The organism is Candidatus Methylomirabilis sp., from assembly GCA_036000645.1.
GTDB lineage: Bacteria > Methylomirabilota > Methylomirabilia > Methylomirabilales > JACPAU01 > JACPAU01.
Map to the genome: position 1 here is coordinate 1 of DASYVA010000208.1, position 13,232 is coordinate 13,232.

Annotated in this window: 14 protein-coding genes and 2 tRNA genes; 9 read left to right on the plus strand and 7 right to left on the minus strand. The window is 69.6% G+C overall.

Annotated features, from left to right (window positions below; genetic code table 11):
* The 7 genes from VGT06_11550 to VGT06_11580 form a co-directional block, all read right to left on the minus strand.
* Positions 1-386, minus strand: a 386-nt coding sequence (locus tag VGT06_11550) for a PaaI family thioesterase (GenBank protein ID HEV8663754.1), incomplete at its 3' end; no start/stop codon positions are given.
* 61 nt (positions 387-447) lie between these two features.
* Entirely contained in the window at positions 448-1,272 is an 825-nt protein-coding gene (locus VGT06_11555) for an OmpA family protein (GenBank protein HEV8663755.1), read from the minus strand.
* An 82-nt stretch (positions 1,273-1,354) separates the two neighbouring features.
* The gene (locus VGT06_11560; GenBank protein HEV8663756.1) at positions 1,355-1,825 is read right to left on the minus strand and encodes a hypothetical protein; all 471 of its coding nucleotides are present in this window, start codon (positions 1,823-1,825) and stop codon (positions 1,355-1,357) included.
* A 1-nt stretch (position 1,826) separates the two neighbouring features.
* Entirely contained in the window at positions 1,827-3,548 is a 1,722-nt protein-coding gene (gene polX, locus VGT06_11565) for a DNA polymerase/3'-5' exonuclease PolX (protein HEV8663757.1), read from the minus strand.
* Positions 3,549-3,634: 86 nt separating this feature from the next.
* Positions 3,635-4,414, minus strand: coding sequence for a polyprenyl diphosphate synthase (gene uppS, locus VGT06_11570; protein ID HEV8663758.1), 780 nt, complete (start codon positions 4,412-4,414; stop codon positions 3,635-3,637).
* 99 nt (positions 4,415-4,513) lie between these two features.
* Positions 4,514-5,431 (minus strand): DMT family transporter, encoded by a 918-nt coding sequence (locus tag VGT06_11575; GenBank protein ID HEV8663759.1) that lies wholly within the window; start codon positions 5,429-5,431, stop codon positions 4,514-4,516.
* Complete coding sequence (locus VGT06_11580) at positions 5,428-5,985, minus strand: TlpA disulfide reductase family protein (protein HEV8663760.1); 558 nt, start codon at positions 5,983-5,985, stop codon at positions 5,428-5,430. Before VGT06_11580 ends, VGT06_11575 begins: the two co-directional genes overlap by 4 nt.
* Before the next feature lie 218 nt (positions 5,986-6,203).
* Here VGT06_11580 and VGT06_11585 point away from each other — a divergent pair, with 218 nt between their 5' ends.
* The 9 genes from VGT06_11585 (at position 6,204) to VGT06_11625 (ending at position 13,054) form a co-directional block, all read left to right on the plus strand.
* Positions 6,204-6,398, plus strand: coding sequence for a hypothetical protein (locus VGT06_11585; GenBank protein ID HEV8663761.1), 195 nt, complete (start codon positions 6,204-6,206; stop codon positions 6,396-6,398).
* A 57-nt stretch (positions 6,399-6,455) separates the two neighbouring features.
* Entirely contained in the window at positions 6,456-6,893 is a 438-nt protein-coding gene (locus VGT06_11590) for a heavy metal-responsive transcriptional regulator (protein HEV8663762.1), read from the plus strand.
* A gap of 121 nt (positions 6,894-7,014) precedes the next feature.
* The gene (locus VGT06_11595) at positions 7,015-8,148 is read left to right on the plus strand and encodes an alanine--glyoxylate aminotransferase family protein (GenBank protein ID HEV8663763.1); all 1,134 of its coding nucleotides are present in this window, start codon (positions 7,015-7,017) and stop codon (positions 8,146-8,148) included.
* A gap of 126 nt (positions 8,149-8,274) precedes the next feature.
* Positions 8,275-9,876: a phosphoglycerate dehydrogenase gene (gene serA / locus VGT06_11600; protein ID HEV8663764.1), complete on the plus strand. Its 1,602-nt coding sequence runs from the start codon at positions 8,275-8,277 to the stop codon at positions 9,874-9,876.
* Between the two features lie 6 nt (positions 9,877-9,882).
* Positions 9,883-11,178 (plus strand): ATP phosphoribosyltransferase regulatory subunit, encoded by a 1,296-nt coding sequence (gene hisZ / locus VGT06_11605; GenBank protein ID HEV8663765.1) that lies wholly within the window; start codon positions 9,883-9,885, stop codon positions 11,176-11,178.
* Positions 11,166-12,473: an adenylosuccinate synthase gene (locus VGT06_11610; protein ID HEV8663766.1), complete on the plus strand. Its 1,308-nt coding sequence runs from the start codon at positions 11,166-11,168 to the stop codon at positions 12,471-12,473. Before hisZ ends, VGT06_11610 begins: the two co-directional genes overlap by 13 nt.
* Before the next feature lie 31 nt (positions 12,474-12,504).
* Complete coding sequence (locus tag VGT06_11615; GenBank protein HEV8663767.1) at positions 12,505-12,753, plus strand: hypothetical protein; 249 nt, start codon at positions 12,505-12,507, stop codon at positions 12,751-12,753.
* 143 nt (positions 12,754-12,896) lie between these two features.
* Positions 12,897-12,972, plus strand: a tRNA-Lys gene (locus tag VGT06_11620).
* A 5-nt stretch (positions 12,973-12,977) separates the two neighbouring features.
* Positions 12,978-13,054 (plus strand) — tRNA-Glu (locus tag VGT06_11625).
* Positions 13,055-13,232: the final 178 nt, after the last annotated feature.

A 13,232-nucleotide genomic window follows, 5' to 3' on the forward strand; every position in this document is an offset into this window, starting at 1 on the left:
GTGGTCATCAGCGCGACCAGGCGGTCCTCGCCGTCGGTGAGCCGGACCTCCCAGACCATGGTCCGCCGGCCCCGGTGCAGCGCCCTGGCCTCCCCCCGCACGGTGCCGTCCCGCACCGGCGCCATGAAGTTCACCTTGAACTCGATGGTGGTCATGGTCTGGCCGGGGGCCAGGAACCGGCCGGTCCCGGTCCCGACGAGGGAGTCGGCGAAGGTCGCAAGCGCGCCGCCGTGCAGGACCCCGTAGGCCTGCTTGAGGCCGTCCCGGACCGGCAGCTCGCCCCGGACGTACCCCTCGCGGTGCTCCAAGAGGCGCATCCCCAGCAGCTCGGTGAAGGTCCCCTTGATGCGCCGCTGGAACCGCTCGTTGGCGTCCGGCTGATCCATGAGGAGAGAAAAGCGCCCGCCGCGGTGGGGGCGCGGCGGGCCAGGATAGCGGAGGGCCGGCTCAGCCGCCGCCCGCGGTGGCGGGCGGGAGCGGGGCCAGGATGATCTCGATGCGCCGGTTCTGGGTCCGCCCTTCGTCGTTGTCGTTGGGGGCGACCGGCTGGTGCTCGCCGTAGCCCGTGGCCGACAGGCGGCCCGGGTCGAGTCCCACCTTGTCCTGGAGGAAGCGGGCGACCACCGTGGCCCGCGCGGTGGAGAGTTCCCAGTTGGTCGGGAAGCGGCTCCTCAGGGCGGCCCCGATGGGCACGTTGTCGGTATGCCCCTCGATCCGGACCACCTTATCTTCGACCCCCTTCAGGATGTCCCCGACCCGCTGCAGGATCTCGAGCCCCCGGGGCTTGATCTCCGCCCGCCCCGAGTCGAAGAGGATCTTCTCTACCAGGTTCACCGTCAGCAGGTCGCGGAACTGGGTGACCTTGATCTCGCCCGCTTCGATCTCCTTCTTCAAGTCCTTCACCAGGCTGTCGTAGGTGTTGCGCAGGCGGGCGATTTCCTGCTCTTTCTCCGTGGTCACCTTCTGCAGGCGGCCGATCTCCGCCTCGTGGTTCGCGACGCCCTGCTCCAACTCCCCGACGCGCCTGTTCGAGGCCTGGAGCATCGCGCGGGTCGCCTCCTGGTCCCGCTGCAAGGCGGTCCGCTCCTCCTTCGCCGCCTCCAACTCCGCGGCGAGGCTGCGGCCGGCGGCGCGCGCCGCCTCCAGCGCGCTCATGGTCTGGGCCGCCTCCTGCTCCTTGGCCTCGAAGGTGGACTTGGCCACACAGCCGGCCATCAGCACCCCCACCCCCAGGAGCAGCACCAGTGCTCGAATGGATGAACGGATCATCATGGCAAACCTCCTTCTTGCCCATGGGCTACAACGGCCAGGCGACGCATCCCCACATCGAATCGTGCCGGCCGGGGCAGCAAGACTATAGCACAGACCCGTCCTGCCCTCCACCCCCACCTTCTCCCGCCGCCAGATCCCGGAGGATCGCCTCCCGCGCCGCCGCCATCGCCTGGCGCGCCTCGGGCGTGAAGGCCGTGCCGCAGTAGGCGCAGCGGTCCGCCTTCAGGACCGGCACCGGCTTCCCGCAGCCCGGGCAGCTCACCTGCCGGCCGGCGGCCGCGGCCCGCACCCGCTCCGGGTCCAGTCCGATCTCCGCCGCCGCCGCCCGGTCCGCCAGGGAGCGCGCACGTCGCCTGACGGCCGCCCGCAAGGCCCCCACCCATCCGGCGGCCACCACCATGGCCATGAGCGCCGCGGCCGCGGCCCGGGCGAGGGGATGCTCTGCGAGGAGAGCCGGGAGCGGCAGGGCGGGCAGGTCCGCCCACAAGACACGCCAGAGGACCCAGACGGTGAGCCCCACCAGGACCAGCAGGGAGCCCGCCCGCACCGCCACCTCAGCCCGCCCTCCGGCGGGCGAGGAATGCCAGGACCTCGGCCAGGGGCCTCGTGTTCAGCACGTCGGCCTTCGTGCACCAGCCCTTCCGGGCGACCCCGACCCCATAGGCGATGTCGCGCAGCCCCTCGGTCGAGTGGGCGTCGGGGTTGATGACCAGGAGCACCCCGAGCTCGCGGGCGCGGCGCAGGTGGCGCCAGTCCAGATCCAGGCGGTGCGGGTTGGCGTTGATCTCCACCACCACCCCGTGCCGGGCGGCCGCCTGGAGGACCGCCTCCAGGTCGAAGGCGTACGGCTCCCGCTGCAGGAGCAGGCGCCCCGACACATGCCCGAGCATCGTCGCCCTGGGGTGGTTCAGCGCCTTCACGAGGCGCGCGGTCATGCTGGGGGCATCCATCGTGAAGCGGGAGTGGACCGACGCCACCACGTAGTCGAACCCGCCCAGGGTCTCCTCGTCGTAGTCGAGCCCGCCGTCGGCCAGGATGTCCGCCTCGATCCCCTGGAGCAGCCGGAAGCCCCGGAACGTCGCGTTCAGGCGGTCGATCACCGCGCGCTGCTCCGCGACCCGCTGCCGCGTGAGGCCCCCGGCATACCTGGCGGACTCGCTGTGATCGGCGATCCCGAGGTAGGCGTAGCCCATCTGCTGCGCCGCCGCGGCCATCTCCTCCAGGCTGTTCAGGCCGTCGCTCCAGGTGGTGTGGCAATGGAAGGTCCCCTGCAGGTCCCCATCCTCCAACAGCACCGGGATGGCCCCCCGCTCCGCGGCTTCGATCTCCCCCAGGTCCTCCCGCAGCTCGGGCGGAATATAGGCGAGGCCCAGCCGCTCGAAGATGGCCGCCTCGTTCCGGCAGGGCAGCGGGGTGTCCCCCTCGAAGAGGCCGTACTCGCTGAGCTTCAGCCCCCGGGCGCTGGCTCGGGAGCGCATGGCGACGTTGTGCTCCATGCTGCCGGTGAGGTGGTGGAGGGTGAAGGGGAAGTCGGCCTCGCCGACGACGCGCAGGTCGGCCTGGATGCCCGTCTTCAGGCGGATGCTGGCCTTCGTGGGGCCGTGCGCGAGGACCTCAGCCACCAGCGGGTGGGTGGTGAAAACCCGGATGAGCGCGGCCGGGTCGGTGGCGGAGGCGATGAGGTCTATATCCTTGACGGTCTCCCGGCGGCGCCGGAGGCTCCCGGCCACCTCGACCTGCCGCGCAGCGGCGTGGGAGGCCAGGGCCGCCCGGAGGTCCAGGGCAACGGGGAGGGCGTCGCTCAGCAGGAAGCGGCCGGCGTGCGTCCGCAGCGCCTCGATGCCCTTGAGGATATTTTCCTGCGTCTTCGCCCCGAACCCCTCCAGGTCCGCCACCTTCCCCGCCCGGCAGGCTGCTTCCAGGTCCGCCAGGGTGCTCACGCCCAGCCGCTCGTACACCGCCTTCACCTTCTTGGGACCGAGGCCGGGGATGCGGAGCAGCTCGAGGAAGCCGGGGGGGAACTTGGCCTTCTGCTCCTCGTGATAGCGCATCCGGCCGGTCCGGGTGAGCTCGGTGATCTTCTCCGCCAGGGCGTCCCCGATTCCCTTCAGGTTCCGCAGGGCGCCCGTCTCCACCAGCTCGGGAAGCTCTTGCTCTGCCGCCTCGATGGCCCGGGCGGCGGTGAGATACGCCCGCGACTTGAACGGGTTCTCCCCCTGCAGCTCCAGGAGGGCGGCGATCTCCTCCAGGACGGCCACCACCTGTTTCTTGTCCATGGGAAGGGGGGGGTTAGCGAACGACGCGGATGGCCACGGCTACGTGCCGAAGCGGTGGCCATGCCGCTTCGGGACCCGGGCCACGGCTACGAGCCGAAGCGGCGCTTGCGCTGCTGATAGGCCCGCACCGCCCGCAGCAGGTCAATCTTCCGGAAGGCGGGCCAGTAGGCGTCGCAGAAGTAGAACTCGCTGTACGCCGACTGCCAGAGCAGAAAGCCCGAGAGGCGGAACTCCCCGCTCGTCCGGATGATCAGGTCGGGATCCGGCAGGTCGTAGGTGTACAGGTACTTTCCGATCGCCTCCGGGGTGATCTCTCCGACGGCCCGGTCCGGAGCCATCCCCTGACGCAGCCGCTCCTGGAGGAGGGCCCGGACGGCATCGGCGATCTCCTGCCGGCCGCCGTACCCGACGGCGATGTTCAGGAAGAAGTTCCCGTAGCCGGCGGTGGCCTCCTCCGCGGCCCGGATGGCCTCCTGGACCGAAGCCGGCAGGAGGCCGAGCTGGCCGACCGCCCGCACCCGCACCCCCTTGCCATGGATCTTGCGGTCCGTGACGACCCCCCGCATCTTCGTCTCGATCAGGCTCAGGAGGCCCTGGAGCTCCTCGGGGGGACGGGAGAGATTCTCGGTGGAGAGGACGTAGATGGTGATGATCCGGATCTCCAGCTCCTCGAGCCAGTCCAGGACCCGCTCCAGGCGGTCCGCCCCTCGGCGGTGCCCCTCCAGGGGGTTGCTCAGACCCAGCTCCCGGGCGTAGCGGCGGTTGCCGTCGAGGATGAGGCCGATGTGCCGCGGCATGGCCCCGCCGCGCACCTCCCAGAGGAGGCGCCTCTCGTACAGCCGATAGAGCAAGCCGAGGCCGAGCATCGCAGCCCACCTCCCGCCCGGGCCGGGCGGATCCGCGGAACTGGAGACCTTATACCGCATCGGCGGCCCGCAGCCAAGTGGCGGCGAAAGACCGGTCTCCTACAGCGAGCGCTCCCCAGTGCCGGGTGCAGGCGCCGTGCCACCCCCGACGCCCTGGGCCAGGAGCACCGCCACGAGGACCAGGCCGCCGCCCAGAAGCTGCAGCGCCTCCAGGCGCTCCCCCAGGACCAGGAAGGCGGCTCCCGCCGCCACGACCGGTTCCAGGGTGCTCACGATCTGGGCGGTGACCGCTGACACGTGGGTGAGGCCCCGGACGAAGAGGCCGAAGGGGACCAGGGTGCCCGGGACAGCGAACAGGAGAAGGAGTCCCCACACGCGCGGCGGGTGCCCCCGCAACAGAACCCACGGGGGAGTCAGCAGGAACCAGAAGAGGGCGGCGAAGCCGAACGCATAGGTCACGAGGGTCCAGGAATCCACCCGCCGGAGCGCCCGCTGGCCCCCCACGGTGTAGAGGGCGAAGAAGCACGCGGCGGTGAGACCCGTGACGAGTCCGACGGCACTCAGCCGGAGGGCGGCAAGGTCGTAGCCCCGGACCACGAAGACGCACCCGGTGACCGCGGCGGCGAGCGCGAGAAGGAGCCGGCCCGAGAGCGGCCGCCGCTCCACGGCCACCGCATAACAGGCCACGAGGATCGGGCTCATGTACTGCAGGAGGACGGCGGTTGCGACAGCGGTGAGGCTGATGGTGGTGAGGTAGAAGAAGTTGTTCAGAGCAATCCCGGCGACGCCCAGGAAGGCCAGGAGCGGGAGATCGGCGGACCGGATCTTCAGGAGGGCGGGATTCCAGACGAGGAGGGCGGGAACGAGAAGGCTGACCACCAGCGTGGCCCGGATCCCGGCGAGGGCCTGGGGAGTGACCGCCCCCTCCAGGAAGAGGACCTTGGCCACCGTGCTGAAGGCTCCCCAGCAGACGGCGGCAGCCACCACCAGGAGGGTCCCGCGAGCGGCCCGGCTCACTTCATCTTGAGGAGCCGCTCCAGGGTCTCCCGAAGGGTGGGAGCATCCATGGCCCCCGCCTGGATCGCCATCACCCGGCCGGACCGGGTGATGAAGACGGAGGTCGGGGTCCCCTCGACCCCGTAGCGGGCGGCGATCCGGTTACCCTCGTCGAAGCCGGTCGGGTAGGGGATCTGGCGGTCCCGGACGAAGCGCAGGCCGTCCGGCTCCTTGTCGAAGACGTTCACCCCGACGAATTCCGCCCCGCGGTCGGCGTAGGTCCGGTAGGCGGAGATGAGAGCGGGAGCCTCCCGCTGGCAGTGGGGTCACCAGGAGGCGAAGAAGTTCAGGAGGACCGCCTTGCCCTTGAGGTCGCTCAGCTTGAAGATTTTGGCGGAGAACAGGGTGAGGGTGAAGTCGGGTGCCGGGTCCCCTTCCGCCGGTCCGGCCGCTCCGGCCGACCCGCCCGGGAGGACGGCCGCCAGGAGCAGGCCCGCCGCCAGGAGAGCTGCGAGGAGACCCAGCCGCCCCCGTCCCGTTTCCTGCATCCGATCCGACATGGTCGGACTCTTCATGGCTTCGGCTGCGCCGCAGCCAGTCCGTTCCCCGCGCGACCAGTGCGCAGCCTACCACGCCCGGCGGTCCGCCTCAACCAAAATGCGCCCGCTCTTGGAAGCGGGGCACCGTGCACCTGGAGAACCGCCCTGGGCTTGAAGGCATTCCTTGTATCTGTAAAATATCCCTTGACCTTCCAGGGAACGGGAAGGTCTAGATTGTGCAGTGAAAGGAGGTGATGGCCGTGCAGGGAACCCAGAAGGTGTCCCTTTGCCCGGAATGCGGGGCCTGCCCGGAGGTCGAGGTTCTGCAACACGAAGGTGGAACAGCGACCGTCCGGATCGGGGAAGGCGACGAGAAGATCGCTCTCTCCAGAAGCGCCTGGAACACCCTCGTGCGATACGTGAGAGAGGGTGTCTTGGGCGAGCTCTGACCCCGTGGGGGGCCGGTCCCTTGGGCCGGCCCTCCCTTTTTAGGGACTGGACTCAGGATGACTCGCAATCAGCTCTTCATCGGCACGCTGGCCAAGCAGGCGGGGGTGAGCCCGAAGACGATCCGCTACTATGAGGCGGTCGGCGTGCTCCCCCCGGCGCAAAGGGGGGAGAACCGGTATCGACTCTACCCGAAGGAGACGGTCGAACTCCTCGAGTTCATCACCAAGGCGAAAGCGCTGGGCTTCACGCTCTCCGAGATCAAGGACATCGTGGGAGTCCGCCGGCAGGGCCATCAGCCATGCGCCCACGTCCGAAGCCTTGTTGAGCAGAAGATCGTTGATCTGGACCGGATGCTCGCCGAATTTCTCACCTTACGGAAACGGCTGAAGCGGCTCCTCGTCGGCTGGAAGGAGCGAGCGGAGCAGCCCAGCTCTCAGGGAGTGGTCTGTCCCCAGATCGAAGGCGAGCGAATTCCCTCCAGAGGTTCCAGGTAGTTCGTTTGATTCGGACACTCCCCGGCCGGCTTTCACCTTGACTTCAGCACCCCTTTATGGTGTGATTTCCGGCGCCTTGCGAAGCAGGCGACGAGGGTTTGCCCGAGCGCGGAGAGGCCCGATGAAGAAGTTCCGACTCCTGGCCCCTGGCCCGACCACGGTCCCGCCGGAGGTGCTCCTGGCGATGGCCCAACCGGTGATCCACCACCGGACGCCGGAGTTCGAGGCCCTCTTCGCCGAGGTCCGGCAGGGGCTCCAGTGGCTCTTCCAGACCCGGCAGGAGGTCCTCATCCTGGCCGCCTCCGGGACCGGAGCCATGGAGGGGGCGGTCGTCAACATCTGCTCCCCGGGCGAGGCCGTGCTGGTCCTCAAGGGCGGCAAGTTCGGCGAGCGGTGGGCGGAGATCTGCCAGGCCTACGGCCTCACCGTGATCCCGCTCGAGGTCCCCTACGGGAAGGCGGTAGACCCCAAGGAGGTTGCAGCGGCCCTCCGGAAGCACCCGGGCATCGCGGCGGTCTTCGCCACCCACAGCGAGACCTCCACCGGGGTCCTGAACGACCTGGATGCAATCGCGGCCATCGTCCGGCAGACGCCGGCCCTCCTGGTCGTGGATGCCATCACGAGTCTGGGGGTGGTGGACCTGCCGACGGATGCCTGGGGGCTGGACATCGTGGTCGGGGCGTCGCAGAAAGCGCTCATGCTCCCGCCGGGCCTGGCCTTCGCGTGCCTGAGCGAGCGGGCCTGGGCGGCGGCCGAGCGGGCGCGCCTCCCCCGCTACTACTTCAATTTCCTCACGGAGCGGAAGAGCCAGGCCGGGCACCAAACCGCCTGGACCCCGGCCGTCTCCCTCATCGCGGGGCTCAAGGTTGCCCTGGACCTGCTGCAGGCCGAGGGGCTCCCCGGCATCTTCGCCCGCCACGAGCGGCTCGCCCGAGCCACGCGGGCGGCCGTCGCAGCCCTCGGGCTCTCCCTGTTCGCGGAGCGCCCGTCCCCGGCGGCCACGGCGGTGAAGGTCCCGCAGGGCCTGGACGGCGGCGTCATCGTGCGGACCCTCCGGGACAAGCACGGGCTCTCCATCGCCGGGGGCCAGGGATCCATGAAGGGGAAGATCTTCCGGATCGCGACCCTCGGCTACGCCGACGCCTACGACGTCCTCACGGGGATCGCCGCCCTCGAGTTCACGCTGGCCGAGCTCGGCTACCCCGTGCGGCTGGGCGACGGCCTGCGCGCTGCCCAGGACGTGCTCCAGAAGTAGGTCCCCCCCGCCGCGCCGCGTCCCCCCCTCCGCACGATCGGCCCCGTCCGGCTCGGGAGGGGGGCGTGCGTCCGCGGCGCCTGAACCGAGGCCGGTGGGGCTGCAGTCTGCCCAAGGAGAACCCGAATGCCGGCGGATGTGCCCGTGAAGCGGATCCTGGTCACCGACAACCTGGCGCCCCGGGGGCTGGAGGTGCTCCAGCACGCCCCGGGCTTCGCCGTGGACGTGAAGAACCGCCTCTCCCCCGCAGAGCTGCTGGCCTGCATCGGCGACTACGACGCCCTGGTGGTCCGGAGCGCCACGGCCGTGACGGCCCAGGTGCTGGAGGCGGGAAAGCGGCTCAAGGTGGTCGGACGCGCCGGCGTCGGGGTGGACAACATTGATCTCGAGGCGGCCACGGCCCGTGGGATCGTGGTCATGAACGCCCCGAGCGGCAACACCGTCACCACGGCCGAGCACACCATTGCGCTCCTGCTCGCCCTCGCCAAGAACGTCCCGCAGGCCACCATGTCCCTGAAGCAGGGCCGCTGGGAGAAGAGCCGCTTCACGAACGTGGAGCTCTTCAACAAGGTCCTGGGGGTCATCGGGCTCGGCCGGATCGGCTCCGAAGTGGCCCGGCGGGCGAAGGCGCTCGCCATGCGCGTCATCGCCTACGACCCCTTCATCTCCCGGGAGGCCGCCGCCCCCCTCGGTGTGGAACTGGTGGACCTGGAGGAGGTCTTCCGGCGGTCCGACTTCCTCACGGTCCACGTCCCGCTCGGGCCCGACACCCGGAACCTCGTGGACGGCAAGGCCATCGCCATGATGAAGCGCGGGGTGCGGATCCTCAACTGCGCTCGGGGGGGCATCGTGGACGAGCAGGCCCTCCACGAGGGCCTCCGGACGGGGCAGGTCGCCGGCGCCGCCTTCGATGTCTTCGTCACCGAACCGGCCACCGACAGCCCCCTCCTCCGCCTGGACAACTTCATCTGCACCCCCCACCTGGGGTCGGCTACCGAAGAGGCCCAGGAGAACGTGGCGGTGGCGATCGCCGAGCAGGTGATCGACTTCCTGGAGCGAGGGGTGGTGCGGAACGCCGTCAACGCCCCCAGCATCGATCCGGAGCTGCTGGCCAAGATCCAGCCCTACTTCACGCTGGCGGAGAAGCTGGGACGCCTCGGGTCCCAGCTCAGCGAGGGCCGGATGCAGGAGATCCGAATCGAGTACCAGGGGGAGGTGGCCTCGGTGACCACCGCCCCCCTCACCGCCTCCGTCGTCAAGGGCGTCCTGGACCCCATCCTGTCGGGCTCGGTCAACATCGTGAACGCCCTCCCCTTCGCCAAGCAGCGGGGGGTGCGGGTGGTGGAGAGCAAGACTTCGGAAGAAGGGGACTACGCCAGCCTCATCACCGTCACGATCGGGACCGACAAGGGCCCGAGCCTCGTGGCCGGCACCCTCTTCCAGAAGTCCCAGCCCCGCGTGGTTCGGATCGGCGAGTTCTCCCTGGAGGCCATTCCCGAGGGCTACCTGTTGGTGTTCTCCAACATGGACGTCCCCGGGGTCATCGGCCGGATCGGGACGCTCCTCGGGAAGAACCAGGTCAACATCGCCGGCATGCAGCTCGGCCGGACCCGGCCCGGGGGACGAGCCGTCTCCGTGGTGAACGTGGACACGCCCATCCCGGCCCCCGTCCTGGAGGAGATCCGGCGGATGCCCGACATCGTCTTCGCCAAGCTGGTGCAGGCGTAGCCCGCCATGGACCGCCCCGCGAGCGCCATCCCCAAGGGCATCCGGGTGATGCCGCCGAAAGAGGCGGCGCGCCTCCGGTTCGCCGAGGGACGGCTCCTCTCGGTCTTCGAGCGGTGGGGGTTCCGGGAGGTGGTCGTCCCCACCTTCGAGTACCTGGAGGTCTTCGCCGCCGCGCTGCCCGACAGCGAGAAGGTGGAGAAGTTCGTGGACCGGCAGAGCGGCCGGCTCCTGGCGCTCCGCCCGGACATCACCTCCCAGGTCGCCCGGATGGTGGCGACCACGCTGCGGCACCACCCGCTCCCCCTGCGCCTCTGCTACGCCGCCCCCATCTTCCGCCACGAGGAGGCGGCGGAGGGGCGGCAGCGGGAGTTCTATCAGGCCGGGGTGGAGCTGATCGGTCTCCCGCAGCCCGAGGCGGACGCCGAGATCATCGCCATGGCCGTAGAGTCCTGCCGCGAGGTGGGGCTCACCCGGTTCCAGATTGACGTGGGGCAGGTGGAGTTCCTGCGGGGGATGCTGGACGGGCTCCCGCAGCGGCCCGACCGGCGCGGGGAGATCCTGGCGGCGCTCAGGCGCAAGGACGCGCTCGCCCTGGACCTGCTCCTGACGGACCTGGCCTGCCCCGACGCCGTGAAGGGGGGGATTCGGGGGCTCACCGAGCTCTACGGGCGGGAGGAGGTGCTGGACCGGGCGGAGGCGCTGGCCGCCTCCGAGCGCTCGAAGCGGGCCCTGGAGAACCTCCGCCGGGTCTACGAGGTCCTGCGGGTCTACGGCCTCACGGACCAGGTGATCCTGGACCTGGCCGAGCACTACAGCCTGGAGTACTACAGCGGGATCGCCTTCCAGGTCTTCGCGGAGGGGCTCGGGTCCCACCTCGGGGGGGGCGGCCGCTACGACGCGCTCATCGGCCAGTTCGGCTACGACTGCCCGGCGACCGGGTTCGCCTTCGACCTGGAGAAGCTCCTCCTGGCGCTGGAGAAGGAGAACGCCCTGCCGCGGGACGCCGGGCCGCTGTTTCTCATCATTGACTTCCACCCAGACAAGCGGCAGGCCCTGATCCTCGCCCGGACGCTCCGATCGAAGGGCTACCCCGCCGCCCGGGACATCATCGTGCGGGACCTGGAGGGCTCCCTCACCTACGCCCGCACCTGCGGCATCCGCTACGCCCTCATCCTGGGGCAGCCCGGGCAGCGCGAGGAGAGCCTGATCCTGCGGGACATCCAGTCGGGGAAGGAGACGCCGTACGCGGTCGCCCAGTTCTGCGACCGGGTCATGAGCGGAGCGCTCTCATGGCCAACGTGATCGTGGTGGGGACCCAGTGGGGGGACGAGGGGAAGGGCAAGGTGGTGGACATCCTCTCCGAGTCCTTCGATGCCGTCGTCCGCTTCCAGGGGGGGAACAACGCCGGTCACACGGTCGTAGTGGCCGAGGAGAAAGTGGTCCTCCACCTGGTCCCTTCGGGCATCCTCCGGATGGGGAAGATCTGCATCCTGGGGAACGGCGTGGTGATCGACCTGCCCGCGCTCACCCACGAGATCGAGCAGCTCCGGAAGCTCAAGGTCTCGGTGGAGGACACCCTCTACATCGGCAAGAGCGCCCACCTGGTCCTCCCCTACCACAAGATCCTGGACGTGGAGCGGGAGCGGCACGGATCGCAGAAGATCGGAACCACCGGCCGGGGGATCGGGCCCGCCTACGCCGACAAGATGGCCCGGGTGGGGGTGCGGATCGGGGACCTGTACGACCCCGTGGCGTTCCGGGAGCGGCTCGCGGCGGTCCTCGCGGAGAAGCAGGCGCAGGCCGGCCCCGAGAGCCTCCTGCACACCCTGGACGCCACCACCCTCTTCCGGGAGCAGATGCAGCACTTCGAGCAGGTCAAGCGCTTCCTGGTGGATGCCTCCGAGGTGGTCAACCGGTTCATCGCGGAGGGGCGGCGCATTTTGTTTGAGGGGGCGCAGGGGACACTGCTCGACGTGGACCTGGGGACATACCCCTACGTGACCTCCTCCAGCGCCACGGCGGGCGGCGCCTGCACCGGCACCGGGGTGGGGCCGGGGCGCATAGACGGGGTCGTGGGAGTGATGAAGGCCTACTCGACCCGCGTGGGGGAGGGGCCGTTCCCGACCGAGCTGACCGACGCCACGGGCCAGCTCCTGCGGGACCGGGGGCAGGAGTACGGGGCCACGACGGGGCGGCCACGGCGCTGCGGCTGGCTCGACGCCGTCGCGCTCCGCTACGCGGTCCGGGTGAACGGCCTGGGCACCCTGGCCCTCACCAAACTGGACGTGCTGGATACCCTCCCCCGCATCCGGTTCTGCACCGCCTACCAGTACCGGGGGGAGCGGCTCACCGCCTTCCCCAACGAGACCGGCATCCTGACCGAGTGCACGCCGGTTTACGAAGAGGTGCCGGGCTGGGAGGAGAGCACGATCGGGGCCCTGAAACTCGAGCAGCTCCCGAAAGCCTGCCGGGCCTACCTCGACCGGCTCCAGGACCTGGCCGGGCTGGGCATCTCCCTCATCTCCACAGGCGCGCGGCGCGACCAGACCATCCTGGTCGATACCCCCGCGTTCCGGGAGTGGGGGTTGGCTCGGTAGTCGCGAGGCAATTTCACGCGGGGGAGAAGGGGTGATCCTAAAGGGACAGATGTTCGTGGCCGGGTCCGGCAGATCCAAGGTGCACGGTCGTATGGACTGGCTAAAGCTTATCCCTGAGACACCAGAGGAAGCCGGAAAGTTGAAGGAGCGCCAAGCGCATCGGCTGCCCATTGCACATCATGGATCTGGGGACTGGTCGAGAGCTCTGGAGGAGTTACGAAACGTCGGAAGAGCGATAGACCCGCACCTCAAAGAGGATATCAGGGAAATCCCGTCCTGATCCGGAATCTATCGGGTGCCCAAGCGTGGCGTCGCTCCCCGCGACCCAGGAGGAGCAGGCCCAGGCTCGCCGGCACATCTCGGGCACTGTCGGCCCGATTTCCGTTGACTCCGCTCACGCAAGTGTCCAGAATTAGGTGTCTTGACCCGCTAGCTCAGTTGGTAGAGCACCTGCCTTTTAAGCAGGGAGTCGAAGGTTCGAATCCTTCGCGGGTCACCACCCCCGTCCCCATCGTCTAGCTGGCCTAGGACCCGGCCCTTTCAAGGCCGAAACGCGGGTTCGAATCCCGCTGGGGACACCAGCCCATACTCCCTAACAGGATCCGACCATCCTAGCGGACTTTTCCGAATGCGTGGCCGTCCCCCGGGAGGAAGTCAGCTGCGCTGTCCTTCCCTGGTTCTCACCGCAGGGCGGCCGTGGGCTTGAAGGCGGGGGTTTCGCGAAGACGCATGACGCGGTCTTCGTGGTCGAAGGCCTTC

Excerpts from the sequence above, each read along its gene's own strand:
- VGT06_11595 (HEV8663763.1), top strand. The coding sequence starts at position 7,015 with ATGAAGAAGTTCCGACTCCTGGCCCCTGGCCCGACCACGGTCCCGCCG.
- VGT06_11610 (HEV8663766.1), top strand. The coding sequence starts at position 11,166 with ATGGCCAACGTGATCGTGGTGGGGACCCAGTGGGGGGACGAGGGGAAG.
- VGT06_11590 (HEV8663762.1), top strand. The coding sequence starts at position 6,456 with ATGACTCGCAATCAGCTCTTCATCGGCACGCTGGCCAAGCAGGCGGGG.
- serA (HEV8663764.1), top strand. The coding sequence starts at position 8,275 with ATGCCGGCGGATGTGCCCGTGAAGCGGATCCTGGTCACCGACAACCTG.
- VGT06_11555 (HEV8663755.1), bottom strand. The coding sequence starts at position 1,272 with ATGATGATCCGTTCATCCATTCGAGCACTGGTGCTGCTCCTGGGGGTG.
- polX (HEV8663757.1), bottom strand. The coding sequence starts at position 3,548 with ATGGACAAGAAACAGGTGGTGGCCGTCCTGGAGGAGATCGCCGCCCTC.
- uppS (HEV8663758.1), bottom strand. The coding sequence starts at position 4,414 with ATGCTCGGCCTCGGCTTGCTCTATCGGCTGTACGAGAGGCGCCTCCTC.
- VGT06_11585 (HEV8663761.1), top strand. The coding sequence starts at position 6,204 with ATGGCCGTGCAGGGAACCCAGAAGGTGTCCCTTTGCCCGGAATGCGGG.
- hisZ (HEV8663765.1), top strand. The coding sequence starts at position 9,883 with ATGGACCGCCCCGCGAGCGCCATCCCCAAGGGCATCCGGGTGATGCCG.